The sequence below is a fragment of the Pseudomonas sp. xss_4 genome, assembly GCF_043104125.1.
In the GTDB taxonomy this organism is placed as follows: domain Bacteria; phylum Pseudomonadota; class Gammaproteobacteria; order Pseudomonadales; family Pseudomonadaceae; genus Aquipseudomonas; species Aquipseudomonas parafulva_B.
On the sequence record NZ_JBICKJ010000070.1, the window covers coordinates 1 to 19,316 of the forward strand.

A 19,316-nucleotide genomic window follows, 5' to 3' on the forward strand; every position below is an offset into this window, starting at 1 on the left:
GCTCCTGGACGGTCAGGACAATCGCCTCGTCCGTCACCTCAGGCGATGTTTTGAATCGTTCGGACTCCAGGCGCTTGAGCCAAAGGCAGAAGCCGTTGCGTTCCCAATACAGAATTTTCACGCAATTACGTGACTTGTTGAGGAAGACAAAAAGCACCGGGTCGAATACTGCAACCTTGATGTCCAGCTCAACCAGTGCAGCCAGGCCGTCAATGGATTTTCGGAAGTCGACAGGCTTGGGGTACAGATACACTTTTTCGACTTTTGCGTCGGGTCGCATCATGACTACTGGGCTCCTGAGAAATCGGGAGCACAGCATCGGGCATCAGTTGGGCGCTTTGAATGGGGGCTTCATGGAGCGCTTACGGTCAAGCAATGCTGGATTGGCGTCAGTACGAGATTGCGAATTACGTGCCAAATTGCCAAGGCTTTTCGATCAGCAAGGATTATGATGGAAACTCTGGGAGCTCGGTCGGTGAAGGATCATTGATGGATCACCTCAGAGGATTTTCTGTCGACTTTCTGTTAACTGGGCCTGCCCCGTGAAAACGGACGACAAGAAGCGATACTTACATCGCTCTCATGGAGGTTGTCAGGTACGGGCTTTAATTTCCGGGTATTGGACAAGTATCTGAACTGAGAGTACGTCCTCATGAGCTAATGCGAGCGCCTTTGCTTCGATTGTGACTGCTCAAAAAAAGCCCGCCTAACGGCGGGCTCAAAACGAAGAGGACAATTGGGCTGGCATAGTTGCTGGCCTTGATGGCTCAGAGCTTCAGCTCATCAAGGACGCTGAGCACAGCTTCGTGTGCGATGCTGATGATGCGATCCACTTCCTGCTCGGTCGTGACCAGGGGAGGAGCAAAGCCCAGGATCTCACCGTGAGGCATGGCACGAGCAATCAGGTTGCGATCACGGGCTGCTTTCGAAATCCGTGCACCAACCTTGAGGGCTGGGTCGAATCGCTTCTTGGTAGCTGGATCAGCTACGAATTCAATGGCGGCCATCATGCCTACACCGCGCACTTCGCCGACGATTGGCAGCGAGGAGAAGGTTTCCTGCATCGACTTTTGGAAATACTGACCAACCTTGTCGACGTGAGCTGGAATGTTTTCGCCCTCGACGATATCGAGCACCGCGTTTGCTGCCGCGACACCGATAGGGTGGCCAGAGTAGGTGTAACCGTGGGAGAACGCACCTACGCGATCAGCGCCTTCTTCCATCACTTTGTACACCTTCTCACCAACAATCGAAGCCGACAGCGGTGCGTAGGCAGAAGTCAGCCCTTTCGCTACAGTAATCAGGTCAGGCTCGATACCGTACTTGTCGCAGCCAAACATGGCACCAGTACGACCAAATCCGGTAATTACTTCGTCAGCGATCAGCAGGATGTCGTACTTTTTCAGCACAGGCTGAACAGCAGCCCAGTAGCCTTCTGGCGGAGGGGTAATACCGCCGGTTCCGAGCACAGGCTCAGCAATGAATGCGCCGATGGTGTCTGGGCCTTCGCGCAGGATGAGCTCTTCGAGTTCACGTGCACGGCGGGCAGAGAATTCCAGCTCAGTCTCACCTAGCTCGGCGCCCCAGTAGTAGTGAGGAGCACCAGTACGCAGGATCCCTGCAATCGGCAGATCCATGTGGTCATGGTAGAAGGACATGCCGGTCATGGAACCAGAAACTACCGAGCAACCGTGATAGCCGCGCTCACGAGCAATGATTTTCTTCTTGTTCGGCTTACCGCGCAGATTGTTGTAGTACCAGACCAGTTTGGCTTGGGTCTCGTTGGCATCCGAACCGGACATGCCGTAGAAGACCTTGCTCATGTTGCCCGGAGCCATCTTCACCAGGCGGTCAGAAAGGCGAGCGAGCTCTTCCGTGGTATGCGCAGCGTAGGTGTGATAGTACGCCAGCTTGTGGGCTTGTTTGGAGATCGCCTCGGCGACTTCGGTACGGCCATAGCCGACGTTCATGCAGTACAGGCCAGCGAAACCATCGATGTACTCACGGCCAGTCGCGTCGGTGATAGTGATCCCTTTCGCGGTTTCGATGATTGTTGGATCACCTGCCTTGCCAGAGGCAAAGTCTTTAAGCTGGGTGAATGGGTGAAGCACTGCACCGCGATCTTGTTGGGAGATCAAATCTTGCTTTTGCTTATCCATGTTTCAATCCTCTTGTGATATTTACAGACCGCCGATGCAGACGTATTTCAGTTCCATGTACTCAGCCAATCCGTGCTTCGAGCCTTCACGGCCCAAGCCCGATTGCTTCCAACCGCCAAACGGAATTGGCGCGCCTGTGAACTTCGGAGTGTTGAGTGCGACCATGCCGTACTCGAGTCGGTCAGAAACTCGGCAGGCACGACGAAGGTCGTTGGTGTACACGTAGGCAGCGAGGCCGAACTCGGTGTTGTTGGCCCTGGTCACTACTTCATCTTCGGAATCGAAGGGCAGGATTGCCGCCACGGGGCCGAAGGTCTCTTCGAAAGCGATGTCCATTTTGTCCGTGACGTCAGCCAGAACAGTCGGAAGGACGAAGCTGCTACCCAAGTGATTGTCGATACCGCCGCAGGTGAGTTTTGCACCCAGCGAGAGAGCATTCGAAATCTGCTCTCGGCACTTGTTGGCAACCGTTACCCTAGTCATTGGGCCGATATCGACGCCCTCTTCAAGGCCATGGCCAACGCGTAACTTCTCGGTGGCCTTGGTGAATTCCTCTACGAATTGACCGTAGATGTTGCGATGCACATAGATGCGATTCGCGCCCAGGCAATCTTGACCTGAGGTTGCGAACTTGGCGCCAATGCAGCCTTCGACAGCCTCAGCAATCGAGGCATCATCGAAGACAATGAACGGAGCATGGCCACCCAGTTCAAGGGATACTTTCTTGACCGTATCCGCAGACTGACGCAGCAGAATCCGACCAACCTCTGTGGAACCGGTGAAACTGAACGCACGGACTGCGGAGGCGGCCAAGAGACGAGCCGACATCTTCGGTGCACCCCCGGTCAGCACCTGGAACACACCACCAGGAATACCAGCATCTTCAGCCAACCGGGCGAGAGCCAGGGCAGACAGCGGAGTTTCAGGCGCCGGCTTGACGATCATCGGGCATCCAGCCGCCAGTGCAGCAGCAGCCTTGCGGGTGATCATGGCGCTGGGGAAGTTCCAGGGCGTGATGGCCACGGTTACACCAATCGGCTGCAGCTTAGTGACCAACTGGCTGTTCGGGAGATGACTTGGAATTGTCTCGCCGTAGCAACGCTCACCTTCTGCCGCAAACCACTCGACAAAGTTCGCGCCGTAATTGATCTCTCCGCGTGATTCGCTGAGCGGCTTACCTTGCTCGCAGGTCATGATGACCGCCAAATCTTCATGGTTCTCACGCATCAGTGCTGCCCATTTACGAAGGACTGCACCACGCTGTGCCGGCAAGGTGTTCCGCCAACCATCGAAGGCACGCGAAGCGGCTTCGACGGCCAGATCTACCCAGGACTCGTCGCAATGGGCTACCTGCGCGATCACCTGGTCATTAGCTGGATCCGTGACGTCGAGCGAGCCCTCGCCAGTAACCCAGCGCCCATCAATGTAAGCCCGAGTTTCAAGCAGGTCATTTCGACGAAGCTTATTGAGGGCGGAGGGCGCAAGATCTTTCATTTTTATATGCCTCGAAGAGATAAAGCTGATGTTCGATGAGGATCATTCTATGTCTGGCTTGACGCTGGAAATATGAGTAATCCAGCCGGCGTGCGCAGTAATACTGTGATGTTTTCACAGTTGCGCAGCTTTCCTGCGTCATTTATCAGAGATGCGATTTCAGGTCTGTAGGTGCATAAGAAATGATTGGAACAAAACCAATTAGGTGTAGAAAAACAAAAAAGGCTGCACTTGGCAGCCTTGTTGAAGGGGCAGATGTTTAAGAGATTTTCTCAGCCAGAACTGCGATTGTGTCACCGCACTGCACAAGCCCCGGGAAGTGACGGCAGGCAAGAAGGCCGTCACGTTGGGCCTTGTATTCGGTAGGTGCCACACCTGTTCTTGTGACGTCGTACACTCGAGCAATCACATCGCCTTTGGAGACCTGATCGCCCAGATTGAAGCAGTATTCAATGAGCCCGGCATGCTCGCTTGCAATGAAGCAATTGTCGTCAGGCATATCCAAGAAGATGCTGTCCTGTGCAATATCAAGATCACCCATGACCGCCCCTGCATGAACCAGGAAATTTCGTACCCCGCGCTCTGCAATTTTAATAGTGGTGGAGCTGGCTGTACCCCCACCACCAAGCTCGGTAGTCACAAAGATTTTGCCGGCTTCTTCGACAGCCGTATCAAACATGCCCACGCTATCGATTTCCAGCATTTTCATGCTGTAGGGAGCCGCGAAAGCATCCATTGCCCGTTCGCCTTTCTGCTGTTGCAGCTTGTCCGGCAGAATATGAACAGCGGCAAATGGAATGAAGTCCAGAGTCTTGCCGCCAGAGTGGATATCAAGGACGTAATCCGCCAATGGCAACAAGTGTCGCTGGATATAATCAGCAATTTTTTCCGTAACTGTCCCGTCAGCCTTACCTGGGAAGGTACGATTCATATTCCCGCGATCAATCGGAGAGGTTCTGGAGGCGTTTTTAAAAGCAGGATAGTTCATGAAGGGCAAAATAATGATTCGCCCTCTGACTGTTTCGATGTCCAGTTGATTGGCCAGCTTGGTGAGTGCAATCGGGCCTTCATACTCGTCGCCATGATTGCCGCCAGTGAGGAGCACAGTCGGGCCGATCCCGTTTTTCATGACGGTGATAGGAATCATGATCGCACCCCACGCAGAGTCATCACGTGAGTAAGGCAGCTTCAAGAACCCGTGTGACACCCCTTGTTGGTCGAAATCGATAGTTGGCTTGATCGGACTAGGTTTCATTGCATATTCCTTATTTGTTTGTCGTTCAAGTAGGCTAAGGCTCAGCGCAGCGGCTATGACTCGACCCAACAGGTGTAACCAGTGCGTAGGGGTGGTGCACTACTAGCATTGGCATTTAGCTTTGTTGGCTGACGTATCTGATGTACACTCAGCTAACGCAACTGACACATTTTCATCAAGTATTAGTAGGGGTGAGAAACTCATGGAGCTTGATAGGATTGACTTACGAATTTTAAGTGCCTTGCAAGTCAACAATAGGCTCACCTCTGAAGAGCTTGGTGATTTGGTCGGTTTATCTTCCACGGCGTGCCAGCGCAGGCTTAAGCGCCTGCGCAGTGAAGGGGTCATCGAGAGCGACGTCTCCATTATCAACCCTAAAGCGGTTGGAAGACATGTCACCATGCTGGTGCTGGTCACTTTGGAACGAGAGCGCTCAGACATTATCGATAAGTTCAAGCAGGCCATTAAAAATACTCCTGAGGTCATGAGCGGATCCTATGTCACGGGTGATGCTGACTTTGTACTCCTCGTAACCTCAAAGGATATGGAGGACTACGAGAACTTCACCCGAAGGTTCTTCTACGAAAACAATGACATCAAGAGTTTCAAAACAATGGTCGTGATGGATCGGGTAAAGGCCGGATTCACACTTCCAATTGATGATGCTTAGCACCTCTTGGCTCTTCAGGAGGGCTACTCCTGAAGAGCTAGCAGAAATCCTTAATTTGCCTCTCTAACGGCGCTCAGAAAACTGCGGGTACGCTCTTCCTGGGGGGTCTCGAACAGTTGGCCTGGAGCACCTTGTTCATGAATTCGACCCTTGTAGAAGAAGCAAACGCGATCCGCAAACTCCCGAGCAAAGCCCATTTGGTGAGTAACCATAAGCATGGTCAGCTTATGCTCGCTTCCAAGTCGACGGATGACGTTAAGGACTTCACCGCAGAGTTCCGGGTCGAGCGCCGAGGTGACCTCGTCGAAAAGCATGACCTTTGGTCTCATAGCTAGGGCCCGTGCTATCGCGACCCGCTGCTGCTGGCCACCAGACAGTTGCGAAGGGTAATGATCGAGCTTGGCACCCAGTCCAACCATTTCCAGCAACTGCACAGCGCGATCCCTGGCTTCGGCTGGTTTTACACCCAGGACATGGACGGGGGCCTCAGTGACATTTTGCAGCGCAGTACGGTGGGGAAAGAGGTTGAACCCTTGGAATACCATTCCTATTTTGCCCCGGACAGCACGCACGTGCTTCGCGTCGGCTGGAACCAGCTTTCCATTCCTTCCTTGCATGTGAGTCAGCGACTCGCCTTCGACCAGAATGCTCCCCTCATCGATTCCCTCGAGGGTCATCAGCACTCGGAGCAACGTCGATTTACCTGATCCGCTGGGGCCAATGATGGCGACTTTTTCGCCTGCCGAAACATCCAGTTCCAGGCCGTCCAAAACAGTGAAGTTGCCATATCGCTTAGTTACGCTGCGGAAGCTAACCATGGGCTTGCCAATGGCCGGGGACGAAATGGCGCCTGAACTGACACCTGTCAAAATTTCGCTTGGAGCTATCTGAATGTTGGAAACTGGAGAGGTGGTCATTATTTTTGCTCCAAGCGCGCTTCAACGCGGCGTACCAAATAAGCCAGAACAATACTCAGAACAAGGAAGAACACGCCTACCATGGTGATGGGCTCAAGATATCGGAACGTCTCAGAGCCGATGTTCTTTGCTTGCTGCATGATCTCAACGACAGTGATAGCTGAAAGCACAGGTGTATCTTTCAGCATCGCAACCAGGTAGTTCCCAACCGGTGGCAAAATCGGACGGAGAGCTTGGGGTAAAATGATGTTTCGATAGGCAAGCGAAGGACTCATGTTGAGTGCTGTCACTGCTTCCCATTGGCCTCGCGGAACCGCATCAAGGCCGCTTCGATATACCTCTGCCAGATAGCAGGCGTAGTGTAGACCAATGCCTAACACGCCTACTTGCATTGCTGTCAGGCTAACGCCGTAGTTAGGCAGAACGTAATAAAGAAAATAAACTTGGATCAGTAAAGGTGTACTGCGGATAAATTCGATCACCCCACCTATTGGCCAAGAGATCCATATTCTTGCGCTGCGTCTGCCAATGGCGAGGAACAGTCCAAGAACGATAGCGATTGCAAAGCCCAGCAACGTGACGCCGATTGTGTTAAGAGCTGCCCGGAACAATTCGGGCATGAGCTGTATCGCATAGTTCCAGTCGAAGAAATTCATCACAGGCTCCCTTGGACACGACCACGGGCCAGATGTCGTTCTAAACGCCGCATTGCCAAGTTAATCGCTTGGGCCATTACGAAGTACATGAGCAGCGCTAGGGCGAAGACCTTGAGAGTCTCGAATGTAGCCTGATCGAGTTGGCGCGCCCTGAAGCTCAAATCTGCAAGCGTTATAAGGGAAACAAGGGATGTGTTTTTCAACAGCTCGATCAGCAGATTAGTTCCAGGCCCCATCGCTGCGAGCAGGGCTTGCGGCAAAATGATGCGACGAAAGCGTGTGAATGGGCCAAAGTTAAGTGCTGTGCAAGCTTCATATTGACCTTTAGCTACCGAATTAATCGCGCCGCGCATTATCTCTGCACCATAAGCGCCAATATGTAGCCCAAGGCCAACGATTGCGACGGTGTAGGGGCTCAGCTCGAGATTGAATGGAGGAAGCGGAAGGACGAAGAAGAGCCAGAACAATTGAACGAGCAGCGACGTACCCCGAAAGATCTCAATGTAGACGACGCAAAACCAGCGGAGCGGTCTCCATGTCGACATTTTGCCGAGTGCCGCCAGGGTCGCTGCAACGATGGCCAGGAGAGATCCGAAGAAGGTGACCTGCAGGGTAACCCATGCGCCCTGGAGCATAAGTGGTAGTAAATCTGCCATTTGACTCTACCTCACGTTAAATCAGCCAAGGGCGCGGCAGTGGGTTTGACGCGCCGATTTGGATGCAGTGTTACTGCCCGCAGAGCTCCGCAGCTGTTTTCGTAGTGAGGTTGCTCTTGTCGAATCCGAATGGCGCCACTGTTTTCAGGTGTTCTTCACTACCGAGCCATTTCTTGAGCTGGGCATTGACCTGGTCACGAAGCTCCTTGTCTTCCGGTCTGAAGGCCAAGGCACCGTAGCCGATATGGGAAGGGTCATCTTTGAAGTCGGTCATGGCCTCTACCGAATCACCGCCTTTGGCCGCGAGCCCTTTCATCGTGAGCTGTGTGCCTACAGCAGCATCTGCCCGCTTGGCACGAACTGCCTGCAGCTGAGCCGTGGTATCTGGAACCTGGAGGATTTGTACGTCTTTCACGCCAGAGTCACGGGCGTACTGGAGCTCCACGGTGCCCGCCATAATGGCCAGCTTCACTTCTGGGTTCTTTGCGACATCTTCGTAGCTGAACAGCTCCTTGGGATTGCCTTTCGGCACCAGGAGCGCGTCAGGGAGCTGGTAGTGAGGGTCGGTGAACAAGACCTGCTTGCAGCGGGCTGGAGTGATGTACATGCCGGCTGCGATAGCATCGAAACGACCAGCTCGCAGGCCAGGAATCAGCGATCCCCATTCGGTGAGTACACCATTGACGTCCTTGATCCCCAACTGCTTGAAAATCGCGGTGGCGATTTCAGGCGACTCGCCCGTGACTTTTCCATCGGTTCCGGTATAGGCGAAAGGCGTTTCGTTGGCATAGCCAATCCGAACACTGCCCTGCTCTTTGAGAGAGTCGAGGGTTGTAGCTGCGTGTGCGGATACGGCGATGCTCGCAATGGCACACGCCAGGGTCAGGCGTTGAGCGACTGCGGAAAGCGAAGTGACCAAGTTCATCAAAAATCTCCCTCTATTGTAATTGGCCCGCGTGGCGCGGAGTTTTGGGCAGATAGAAGATCACGCTGCAGCGCCGCTATTTTTGGAATTGATAGCGGTAGCTTGAAGAAGACCCAAGCCTTCCTCGGAAGCGTGAGATGAGCATACAAAAGGCTTTCCGTGACGAGCATTGCACTAGGACAATTGATCTCGATATGTTGTAACGTCCATGCTGTAGGCCGTGGCTTAGGAGCAAGCATAGCGATGATGGAAAAATGGCGGGAAGCGGTTGAGCACGCCCGTGGCGGCGAGTCCAAGTACAAGATTCTTGTCCAAGCGATCAGCTCGGACATCGAGCAGCATAAGCTGGCGGATGATCAGCGCCTGCCACCTCAACGGCAGGTTGCCGATGCCTTGGGGATCAGTGTCCAAACCGTGACAAACGCCTACAAGGAACTCGAGCGCCAAGGGCTAGTAAGGTGCGAAGTGGGTCGCGGGAGTTTCGTTTCTCGGCGAATGAGTGACCGTGTAGCAAGCTACATTCTCGATGCTCCCGAGCGCGCACTCGTCGATCTATCCACCGCCCGAATCATTCACACCCCAGAGCATGACAGGTACTGGCGAGAAACATGCGCCGAGCTTGCTAATGAGGTCGATCAAAGCTGGATCCGACTGTGCCGACCTGTAGCGGGCTTCGATGCTCATCGTGATGCCGCCTGCCATTGGCTTGGGCGTCTTGGCTTGCCAGGGCTGGCTCGAGAAGATGTGTTGATCACAAATGGGGCGGCCCACGGGCTATTCCTGGCGCTGGCCTCCCTTGCAGGCCCTGATGACCTGGTGCTCTGTGAAGGCATGACCGATCACGGTGTCATTGGGAACTCTCAAGTCCTCGGCTTCAATCTGAAAGGCCTAGACACTGATCGTGACGGGATTGATCCCGAGCACTTTGAGGACATCTGCGGCAACGAGCGCGTTACGGCCCTGGTATGCACGCCGAACCTTAATAACCCGACCAGCGCGTTGATGCCCAATAGCCGTAGGAAAGAGATAGCCTCCATCGCTCGTCGCTTCGGTGTCCACATTATTGAGGATGACGTCTACGGCCCCCTGCTTAACCAATACGAAGGCCCTCCAATCAGCTCATATGCCCCCGAGCTCTCGTTTTACTGCACCAGCATGACGAAGTCAGTTCTGACTGGGCTACGAATCGGGTTCCTTAAAGTACCTAAACGACTGGCGCTGCGAACAGAAAGCATCCTTCGCGTGACGAGCTGGATGGCAGCCCCCATGCTTGCCGAGGTTGCCGCACGGTGGATTATGGATGGGAGGGCCGACACATTGATCCAACTGCAGCGAAGGCTCCTAGAGACACGCCAGAAGCTGGTAGCAGACGAGATGGGGGACTACCTCTATTGCCATCGCCCTCATTCGTTAAACGCTTGGCTGAATGTGCCAACACATTGGGATGTTTCCAGCCTGGTGCGCACACTACGACAACAGCATATTGCGGTTACGTCACCGGAGCCGTTCACCGTTCGGGGGGTGACCCCAGCACGCGGCATCCGGCTTTGCATCGGCGCTGAAACGAGTGAAAGCGAGCTATCCCAGGCCCTGAAAACCATGCGGATGACTTTTGAACAATACCCAGGAGTCCATGACTTCTGACCGTTTGAAGCAAATCTGAAAAAACGCCACCGGATTGCCCTAGTACATTCATTATGACAATCAGCGGCTCGTAGACTCCGAAAAAACAATCGTTCGGTGGTCTACCATGCCGGCAGTGACAGTTCGAGAAGCCCTCATCGCCCGGGATCGCACTAAGCACCTGGTGCGCGAAACGCGAATGGAGCTCTCTCCAAGCCTCTCCGACTTCATGAAAGTGCCCGTGTACCTCAAGCTGGAATGCCACCAGGCGACTGGTAGCTTCAAACTGAGAGGGGCCACGAACGCGATTGCGGGCCTTGCCTCTCAACAGCGTGCTCTGGGAGTAGTAACCGCTTCAACGGGCAATCATGGTCGTGCCCTTTCCTATGCCGCAGCTGCCGCCGGCGTTCGCGCTACCGTGTGCCTTTCAAGGCTTGTCCCATCCAACAAGGTGGCTGCGATTCGTGCGCTGGGCGCCGCCGTGCAGGTGGTTGGTAACTCTCAAGACGATGCTCAGTTCGAAGCTGCCCGTCTTGCTCAAGAAGAGGGCCTTACCTTCATACCTCCTTTCGATCACCAGGACGTAATTGCAGGCCAAGCCACTTTGGGTCTGGAGATCGCTGAGCAACTCCCTTCCGTTTCGCAGGTACTCATACCGCTTTCGGGTGGAGGGCTTTTCTCCGGCGTGTCCTTGGCGCTCAAAGCACTACTTCCTCAGGTGAAAACCCATGGTGTGAGCATGAGGCTTGGCGCAGCAATGGCACAGAGCCTCGAGGCTGGAAAGCCCGTGAATGTTGAGGAAGTAGCCACGCTGGCCGACTCGCTCGGTGGCGGAATTGGTCTGCGAAACCAATACACATTTGAACTTACCCGTCGATTCATCGACCGAGTGATTTTGCTCAATGAAGACTCAATCGCGGATGCGATGCTCCATGCCTACTTAGAAGAACGGCTCGTCATTGAGGGAGCGGGAGCGGTAGGTATCGCAGCTCTGCTTACCAGGCAGGTTGAAGCTCAAGGGCCAATCGTGATCGTCGTGAGCGGTGGGAATGTCGACATGGCTCAACACCAACGCATCATCCTGGAAGCTGTGCGCGACCGCCGCCCAGCACGTGCTTAAAGAGGTGCCATGTGAGCGAAGTCCTTCTGCTTAACCAACGCGAAATCCGTGAGTGCGTAACACTCGATACAGACAGTATCGATGTAGTGGAAAACGCATTTGCATCGCTGGCCAGAGGCAAAGTGGTCATGCCGCCAATCCTCCGGTTAGACATCTCCGAGCACAATGGCGAGGTGGACGTCAAAACCGCTTACCTGCCAGACCTTGATAATTTCGCTATCAAGGTCAGTCCAGGCTTCTTCAACAATCCTGGTCTAGGCCTACCAAGTTTGAACGGCATGATGATGCTGCTCTCTGGACGCACTGGACTTCTCCAGGCGCTCCTACTCGACAACGGATACCTCACTGCCGTTAGGACAGCAGCTGCTGGGGCTGTGGCTGCACGTTGGCTCGCCCGCCAGGACAGTGAAGAGGTTGCCCTTCTTGGTGCAGGAGAACAGGCCGAGCTTCAACTCAAAGCGCTCCTTCTTGTGCGGGATATCAAGCGAGTTCGGGTATGGGCTAGGAGTTCCGCAAAAGCGCAGCAACTGGCCTTGCAGCTATCGAGCCTCTACGGCCTGGAAGCCACTGCCGCAGAGTCGGTCGATGAAGCAATGTCGAGCGCTGACATTGCAGTCACCTGCACGCCAAGCAATCAACCAATTTTACATCGCAGGCACTTGCGGCCCGGTCTCCATATCACGGCTATGGGGGCAGACACTGAACACAAAAACGAGGTTGCTCCTGAGGTAATAGCAGCAGTCGATCACTACGTTGCGGATCGAGTCAGCCAGACGGCAACACTTGGAGAGCTCCATCACGCGATCAACGCTGGTGTTGCACAAGACCTTCGTGTGTACGCCGAACTGGGTCAGGTGATCCTTGGAGATCGCGTCGGAAGGTTGACTCCAACCGACGTAACTCTTTGCGATCTCACCGGCACAGGCGTTCAGGACACAGCGATTGCGAACCTGGCTTTTTCCAGAGCAATCAGCACAGGCAAAGGCTTGCTCTACAACAACTGAATCACCAGGCAACACAATAAAACCATACCCCAATCATGAGGGATCGATCATGTCTGAAATTGTTGTGAACCTTCCGTTTACACGGGAGGAGTACGCCCAGCGTATCGCCAAAGTTCGTGCAGAAATGCAGGCTAGGAACATTGAGCTGCTGCTGGTTACTGACCCTTCGAACATGGCTTGGCTGACCGGCTACGACGGTTGGTCGTTCTACGTCCACCAGTGCGTACTGCTGGCCATGGAAGGTGAGCCTGTTTGGTATGGCCGCAACCAAGACGCTAACGGCGCTCGACGTACTGTCTTCATGAAGCAAGACAACATTGTCGGCTACCCCGATATCTACGTTCAGTCGACTGAACGGCACCCAATGGACTACCTCTGCAAAGAGGTGATCCAGGCGCGTGGCTGGGATTCGCTCACTATCGGCGTTGAGCTGGACAACTACTACTTCAGCGCTGCGGCATACCTGGCACTGCAGCAGCATCTGCCCAAGGCCAAGTTCGTCAACGCGAACGCGCTCGTAAACTGGCAGCGTGCGGTGAAGTCCCAGCAAGAAATTTCCTACATGCGTGTGGCTGCTCGAATCGTCGAAAAGATGCATGACCGCATCTTGGAACGCATTGAGCCCGGCATGCGGAAGAACGAGCTGGTTGCTGACATCTATGCCAGTGGCATTCTCGGTGTCGATGGCTATGGCGGGGACTACCCGGCCATCGTGCCGCTGCTTCCTACCGGAGCAGACGCTAGCGCCCCACACCTGACCTGGGATGACTCTCCATTCAAGGTCGGCGCCGGCACCTTCTTCGAAATCGCCGGCTGCTACAAGCGCTATCACTGCCCGCTGTCCCGAACTGTTTACCTGGGCAAGCCACCGCAGCATTTCATCGACGGCGAGAAAGCAGTCGTCGAAGGTATCGCTGCCGGCCTCGAGGCCGCCAAGCCTGGCAACACCACTGGTGATATCGCACGTGCCTTCTTCGGCGTGCTTGAGAAGTTCGATATCCACAAGGACAGCCGTTGCGGTTACCCGATCGGTATCAGCTATCCACCAGATTGGGGCGAGCGCACCATGAGCCTGCGCCCGAGCGACAACAGCGTGCTCAAACCTGGTATGACCTTCCACTTCATGCCTGGCCTATGGATGGATGATTGGGGGCTCGAGATTACCGAGAGCATCCTGATCACTGATACTGGGGTCGAGACGTTCTGCTCGACTCCTCGCAAGCTCTTCGTCAAGGACTGACGAAAAGTTTGCAAGTCGCTGGAGTTATAGTGCCACGGCTATCTTCAGCGACAATGTGATGGTGCCTTAAAGCACCATCACTCCAGCCACTCCTTTGTTTTACAAAAAAAGCACGCAGCCTTGAAGAGGTTGAAAGTTGATTGTTCCCCAGGGAGCGAGTCAACCTGTGCCTAACGCCTGAAACTTATCAAGGACGACGCTGAATAGAAGTAATACCCCCGACTGGGCTGGTGGCGTAGACCTCCTGCTCAAGCGCTAAAAGACAGATAACAAAAAAAGGTGACAACATGCCCTACAGCGACTTCTTGCATAACTGCCAACTATTATCGAAATCAAAAATCGGCTTCGCGATAAAGCGCAGATCAGCAGTTGGTCATTTGGCCATGTGCATTCAAGCCTGACTAGCCAGTTCGTCTTACCTAAGAAAAGTGGTAAATTATGTCTATTAGTACGCATCCAGCTTCAACCATTTCTTCGAGCACAATAAAAAGCTCGAACATGAGCATGCCTCGCAAAGCCGTGGTCGCAGCTGCATTAGGCAACGCGACGGAATGGTTCGATTACGGAATCTATGCTTACGGGCTCACCTTCATCTCAGCCGCCTTGTTTCCTGGCTCTCAATCTGAAGCCCTTTACTTCGGCCTGGCAACATTCGCTATCTCGTTCCTCATTCGACCCCTTGGCGGGATGTTTTGGGGGCCGCTAGGTGACCGAATTGGCCGCAAGCGTGTGCTAGCCATGACTGTCCTAATGATGTCTGTAGCAACATTTATTATTGGCATTCTGCCTACTTATCAATCGGTAGGTTGGATAGCACCTGTAGCGCTTATCGCGCTGAGGCTCATCCAAGGTTTCTCAACTGGCGGTGAGTACGGTGGAGCAGCTACTTTTCTAGCGGAATACGCGCCTGACAAGCGGCGAGGTTTTTACGGTAGCTTCCTGGAGTTTGGCTCCCTCGCAGGTTTTTCACTCGGCGCTTTGGTGACCTTGAGCGTATCGGTCGTCATTGGAGATGCCGCCATGTACGAGTGGGGGTGGCGCGTTCCATTCCTGATCGCAGCTCCTCTGGGCGTCATCGCGGTCTATTTGCGCACCAGGATCGAAGACACCCCTGTGTTTCTAGAGCTCGAAAAGAAGATGGCAAGCGAGCCTGTTCGACCGAAGACTTCTATTGCTGAAATTTTTGGGAAATACAAAAAGGCAGCATTGTCGCTAGGGGTTTTGGTAGCAGCACTGAACATAACTTATTATATCCTGCTGGCATACATGCCGACCTACATGCACAAAGAAGTTGGGGCGAGCGAGAACATGTCATTGCTTGCGCCTCTGGTTGGAATGTTGGCCATGATGATGTTCATACCATTTGCGGGGCGAATCTCAGATGTGGTTGGCTTCAAAAAGATGTGGTACTTCTCGCTAATAGGTCTTTTCATTTTAGCGATCCCCATGTTCAAGCTCATGTCCACAGGGCTGACGGGATCGATGATAGGATTTGCAGTGCTGGGAGCGTTCTTTGTTCCTCAACTTGCCACCATTTCCGCCATGTTTCCGGCAATGTTCCCAACGCAAATCAGGTACGCGGCGCTGGCCATTGTCTACAATATTTCGGCCTCTATTTTTGGCGGAACAACACCACTGGTATGCGATCAAATTATTAAATTCCTCGGTTCACCTGACGCACCTGCCTACTACATCATGATTGCATCAGCACTTGGGATTATTGCGTTGTTCTTTGTGATCGAGACTAAAGGTTGCTCGATTCGCGGGGATGGAATCCCTGGGGCAAAATAACCTAATAGGCAGATGGTATAGAGCCTGGGTGCAAATCAGCACCCAGGCTGTCGCGAAGCTACAATCCTCCGGGCAAACCGACCGGCTACGTCCATCTAAGCAGCAGCGCTTTACCCTTCCTTTTTATTCTTATCTCACCGCTTGGCATCTGGCCCTGATATCAGTGTCTTCGTTATCTCTTGCCCTTAATCGAAGCCGTGCGGTTTAACGCAGTTTACCAACGAGAAAATCCAAAAGCGCGCAGGAATTGAGCGTTAATGCCCTCTTTTTCGCGTCATAACGCAGCATTTCATCAATCATGTAGTTGCCGGCAACACAAACCACTGGATTGGCGAAAAAGCATCCGAAAGTTTGCTTATGTTCTTCAGCGATTTTAAGATTTTTAGCTGAGCTACGTTACTTATTCAGCGAAATTCACTTCTGGTATCTAGTTACACTGGCCGCATCGCGCACTGCGAGAAGAACAAAGAATTTCTAAATTACGAGGTGCCTGGAAATGCGTGTACTGATACTCGGTAGCGGCGTCGTCGGAACTGTCAGTGCCTACTACCTCGCGCGAGAGGGTTTTGAAGTCGTCGTGGTAGATCGCCAGGACGGCCCCGGGATGGAAACAAGCTTCGCAAACGCAGGGCAGGTCTCTCCGGGGTATGCCTCACCTTGGGCCGCACCTGGAGTGCCATTGAAGGCCATTAAATGGATGCTTCAGCAACACGCACCTTTAGCGATCAAGCCTACGTCTAGCCTGGATCAGTATCGTTGGATGATCCAGATGTTGCGCAACTGTAATCCGGCAAGCTATGCAGTCAACAAAGAGCGGATGGTTCGGATTTCCGAATATAGCCGAGACTGCCTGGATGAACTCAGGGCTGAGACTGGTATATCTTACGATGCTCGCCAGCTCGGAACTACGCAACTGTTCCGCACTCAAGCTCAAGTAGATAATGCTGCTAAGGATATAGCTATCCTGAAACAGTCAGGCGTGCCTTTCGAGTTACTTGATCGCGACGGAATTGCTAAAGCTGAGCCGGCGCTCGCAAGTGTGCGCGATAAGTTGGCAGGGGCTCTTCGCCTACCAAATGATCAGACCGGTGACTGCCAGATGTTTACGCGGAAGCTGGCAAAAATGGCTGAAGAGCTTGGCGTAGAATTTCGTTTTGGATGCAATATTGATCGCCTCGAGTGTTCTGGAGATATCATTTCCGGCGTATGGATCAATGGGGAACTCGAAGTAGCCGACCAGTATGTGCTGGCACTGGGAAGTTACAGCCCCCAGATGTTGAAGCCACTGGGCATCCAGGCACCTATTTACCCGCTGAAGGGATACTCACTTACGATTCCCATCACGGATGCAAGTATGGCTCCGTCATCCACCATTCTTGATGAAACCTACAAGGTTGCTATCACACGCTTCGATGATCGAATCCGTGTTGGTGGCATGGCTGAAATCGCAGGCTTCGATCTGTCACTGAACGCTCGCCGCCGAGACACGCTTGAGCTTGTTGTAGGCGACCTTTATCCAAAAGGTGGGGATCTCACCAAAGCTACGTTTTGGACAGGGCTACGCCCAGCAACACCTGACGGAACTCCAATTGTTGGTAAAACAAAATACCGCAACCTGTTCCTCAATACCGGCCACGGGACTCTAGGCTGGACGATGTCTTGCGGCTCAGGTCGGTTGTTGGTCGATTTGATGGCAGGAAAAAAGCCAAAGATCAGCGCCAAAGGCCTTGATATCTCCCGTTACTCCAACCAAAAGGAAGCCCATAATCATGGCAATCCAGCGGCTGCACTCTAATAAGCGCCTGAGCAACACCGTTATTCACAACGGCATCGTCTATCTCGCAGGCCAGCTGGCGAACAACCACGATGCCGACATTCGCACTCAAACTGCCGAGACCCTGGCGAACATCGACAGGCTTCTTGAAGAGGCCGGTAGTCACAAGTCGAAAATCCTCACAGTGACTATCTATCTGAAAGACATCACCACCGACTTCGCTGCCATGAACGAGGTTTGGGAAGAGTGGGTCGCGGAAGGTCAGGCTCCTGCGCGAGCTTGCGTTGAGGCGGCTATGTTCAAGCCAAGCCTGCTCGTTGAGATGTCCGTAATAGCCGCAATCGCCTGACGCTTTCAAGCGTACCCGGCAAGCCGCCTAGCCTGCCTGGCAACAGGTCAGCGCCGCTCGCCGGGCATCGCTAAATCGATCCAGGAACAAACTCATGAACCACGTGCTAGCCGAAATTAAAGAGTCGAACGAGAGCTCATCGCGGTCAGTCGCAACATCCACAGACAAGATTGCTAATGGCTAGCAGTTCATCACATGCCTTGAAGCCATGATTTAATCCTCGGTTGGTGAGGCTGGTGTCTCCAATATCCGTTGGTAAAAACCCAGATCCAGCCACTGACCGAACTTGAATGCAGCCTGCTTGATCACCCCAGCCTCAACGAAACCGAGCCGCTCATGCAGTACGATGCTGCCTCGGTTGGTGGTATCGATCCCTCGTAAGCGCTCCATAAAACCCACGGCTTCAAAGTGGATGGCGCGTTCAGCTAGGCAATGCCGGCGAGCAGTTCCAAGGCAACAGGGATTCGTAATCTTCGACCGATGAAGCCGCCGGCAGGCGCTCAAGTGCGTGGCGCAGCCACGCATAGGGCTCTTGGCCGTTGGCTTTGGCAGTCTCGACCAAGCTGTAAAGTTGAGCGCTGGCCGTCGCGCCCTTGGGCGTATCACTGAACAACCAGTTCTTCCTTCCGATCACGAAGGGACAGATCGCGCGCTCTGCGGCGTTGTTGTCGATCGGCAAATAGCCTTCCTCGACATACCGCTCAAGCTTGCTCCAGTTGCTTGCCAAGTAGTTGATGGCTTTGCCCAGCGCGTTCTGAGCGGTCACCTGCGGCTGTGTCTTTCCAATCCAGCTTTTCAACTGAGCAAGTACTGGCAGGCTATGTTCGTGCCGACCAACTTCACGCTCCCCATCATCGCTGGCCTTGAGGTCGCGCTCGATGGCGTAAAGCTTGTTGATCAGATTCAGAGCAATATCCGCGCGTCCCGTCTTGCCTTTCGGCTGCACTTTTTTGGCTTCAACGAATTTGCGACGAGCATGAGCCCAGCACCCCAGACGCTCAACTCCAGACTGTACGCCCAACGCGTTGTAACCGGCGTAATCATCGGTCATGACATAGCCACGATAGCCCTCAAGCAGGCGCGTCGGCACCTCCTGCGCTCGGCTGGTGGAGTAGTCAAACAGGATTACCGGCTTGCCCGGCGGGCCGCCAGTTTGCACCCACATCCAGGACTGGCTGCTCGTCTCACGGCTTGGCTCCTTCAAGACCTGTACCCGCGATTCATCACAGTGGACGACACGGCTGGCCAACAAGCCGTCGCGCATCAGATTCAGCAGCGGTTGGAAGTGCTCACCGCACTGAATTACCCAGCGGGCCAGCGTCTGGCGCGAAACATCGATGCCGTGGCGACTCAGTACTTTTTCAAATCGGTGAAGCGGCAAGCCATCCACATATTTGGTGGTCAGCAACATCGCCAGAACGCTCGGGCTGGCCATGCTTTTTTCAATCAATTGAGCGGGCTTGTCCGCAGTGACCGGAGCGGCCTCGCAGTCGCGGCAGCCATAGACTTTGCGGACGTGTCTAATGACGCGGATTTGCATCGGCACGATTTCAAGCTGCTCGCTGATTTCCTCGCCAATGGCGTGTTTGCGGCAGCCGCAGACGCAGGTCAATTCGTGCGCGGGCAGTTCGTGGATGACTTCGATGCGTGGCAGGTCAGCGGGCAACGGCTTGCGTTTACCGC

At 53.9% G+C, this 19,316-nt stretch carries 17 protein-coding genes; 8 read left to right on the forward strand and 9 right to left on the reverse strand.

Annotated elements, in window-relative coordinates; all coding sequences use genetic code 11:
- The 4 genes from tnpB to doeB all read right to left on the reverse strand — a co-directional run.
- The coding region (gene tnpB / locus ACF8GB_RS14780; RefSeq protein ID WP_392527254.1) for an IS66 family insertion sequence element accessory protein TnpB at window positions 1-283 on the reverse strand (283 nt) is incomplete at its 3' end.
- A gap of 484 nt (window positions 284-767) precedes the next feature.
- Window positions 768-2,159, reverse strand: coding sequence for an aspartate aminotransferase family protein (locus tag ACF8GB_RS14785; RefSeq protein WP_196186710.1), 1,392 nt, complete (start codon window positions 2,157-2,159; stop codon window positions 768-770).
- Between the two features lie 21 nt (window positions 2,160-2,180).
- Window positions 2,181-3,653: an NAD-dependent succinate-semialdehyde dehydrogenase gene (locus tag ACF8GB_RS14790; RefSeq protein WP_392527255.1), complete on the reverse strand. Its 1,473-nt coding sequence runs from the start codon at window positions 3,651-3,653 to the stop codon at window positions 2,181-2,183.
- A 259-nt stretch (window positions 3,654-3,912) separates the two neighbouring features.
- Window positions 3,913-4,908, reverse strand: a complete 996-nt coding sequence (gene doeB, locus ACF8GB_RS14795) for a N(2)-acetyl-L-2,4-diaminobutanoate deacetylase DoeB (protein WP_196186712.1) — start codon at window positions 4,906-4,908, stop codon at window positions 3,913-3,915.
- Between the two features lie 202 nt (window positions 4,909-5,110).
- Here doeB and ACF8GB_RS14800 point away from each other — a divergent pair, with 202 nt between their 5' ends.
- The gene (locus tag ACF8GB_RS14800; RefSeq protein ID WP_038408833.1) at window positions 5,111-5,578 is read left to right on the forward strand and encodes an Lrp/AsnC family transcriptional regulator; all 468 of its coding nucleotides are present in this window, start codon (window positions 5,111-5,113) and stop codon (window positions 5,576-5,578) included.
- 50 nt (window positions 5,579-5,628) lie between these two features.
- On the opposite strand, the gene ehuA is transcribed toward ACF8GB_RS14800, so the two are convergent.
- The 4 genes from ehuA to ehuB all read right to left on the reverse strand — a co-directional run bounded on the left by ehuA (window position 5,629) and on the right by ehuB (window position 8,732).
- Entirely contained in the window at window positions 5,629-6,396 is a 768-nt protein-coding gene (gene ehuA, locus ACF8GB_RS14805) for an ectoine/hydroxyectoine ABC transporter ATP-binding protein EhuA (RefSeq protein WP_010955133.1), read from the reverse strand.
- Between the two features lie 98 nt (window positions 6,397-6,494).
- Complete coding sequence (ehuD, locus tag ACF8GB_RS14810) at window positions 6,495-7,151, reverse strand: ectoine/hydroxyectoine ABC transporter permease subunit EhuD (protein WP_392474888.1); 657 nt, start codon at window positions 7,149-7,151, stop codon at window positions 6,495-6,497.
- On the reverse strand, window positions 7,151-7,807 hold the full coding sequence (gene ehuC, locus ACF8GB_RS14815; protein ID WP_103462953.1) for an ectoine/hydroxyectoine ABC transporter permease subunit EhuC: 657 nt from the start codon (window positions 7,805-7,807) through the stop codon (window positions 7,151-7,153). Before ehuC ends, ehuD begins: the two co-directional genes overlap by 1 nt.
- A 70-nt stretch (window positions 7,808-7,877) precedes the next feature.
- Window positions 7,878-8,732, reverse strand: coding sequence for an ectoine/hydroxyectoine ABC transporter substrate-binding protein EhuB (ehuB, locus tag ACF8GB_RS14820; protein ID WP_196186714.1), 855 nt, complete (start codon window positions 8,730-8,732; stop codon window positions 7,878-7,880).
- A gap of 246 nt (window positions 8,733-8,978) precedes the next feature.
- Between ehuB and ACF8GB_RS14825 the strand changes: the two genes are divergently transcribed.
- From ACF8GB_RS14825 to ACF8GB_RS14855, 7 genes are all read left to right on the forward strand, one after another.
- Entirely contained in the window at window positions 8,979-10,376 is a 1,398-nt protein-coding gene (locus tag ACF8GB_RS14825) for a PLP-dependent aminotransferase family protein (RefSeq protein ID WP_196186720.1), read from the forward strand.
- Window positions 10,377-10,482: 106 nt separating this feature from the next.
- Window positions 10,483-11,475: a hydroxyectoine utilization dehydratase EutB gene (gene eutB, locus ACF8GB_RS14830; protein WP_196186715.1), complete on the forward strand. Its 993-nt coding sequence runs from the start codon at window positions 10,483-10,485 to the stop codon at window positions 11,473-11,475.
- An 11-nt stretch (window positions 11,476-11,486) separates the two neighbouring features.
- Window positions 11,487-12,479, forward strand: coding sequence for an ectoine utilization protein EutC (gene eutC, locus ACF8GB_RS14835; protein ID WP_196186716.1), 993 nt, complete (start codon window positions 11,487-11,489; stop codon window positions 12,477-12,479).
- A gap of 49 nt (window positions 12,480-12,528) precedes the next feature.
- On the forward strand, window positions 12,529-13,719 hold the full coding sequence (doeA, locus tag ACF8GB_RS14840; RefSeq protein ID WP_023048454.1) for an ectoine hydrolase DoeA: 1,191 nt from the start codon (window positions 12,529-12,531) through the stop codon (window positions 13,717-13,719).
- A gap of 498 nt (window positions 13,720-14,217) precedes the next feature.
- Entirely contained in the window at window positions 14,218-15,510 is a 1,293-nt protein-coding gene (locus tag ACF8GB_RS14845) for an MFS transporter (RefSeq protein ID WP_230387743.1), read from the forward strand.
- Window positions 15,511-16,006: 496 nt separating this feature from the next.
- Window positions 16,007-17,305: a D-amino acid dehydrogenase gene (locus ACF8GB_RS14850; RefSeq protein ID WP_392527258.1), complete on the forward strand. Its 1,299-nt coding sequence runs from the start codon at window positions 16,007-16,009 to the stop codon at window positions 17,303-17,305.
- Window positions 17,280-17,633 (forward strand): RidA family protein, encoded by a 354-nt coding sequence (locus tag ACF8GB_RS14855; protein ID WP_103462949.1) that lies wholly within the window; start codon window positions 17,280-17,282, stop codon window positions 17,631-17,633. Before ACF8GB_RS14850 ends, ACF8GB_RS14855 begins: the two co-directional genes overlap by 26 nt.
- A 421-nt stretch (window positions 17,634-18,054) precedes the next feature.
- Here ACF8GB_RS14855 and tnpC read toward each other — a convergent pair.
- A partial coding sequence (gene tnpC, locus ACF8GB_RS14860; RefSeq protein WP_392527259.1) for an IS66 family transposase occupies window positions 18,055-19,316 on the reverse strand: 1,262 nt, incomplete at its 5' end.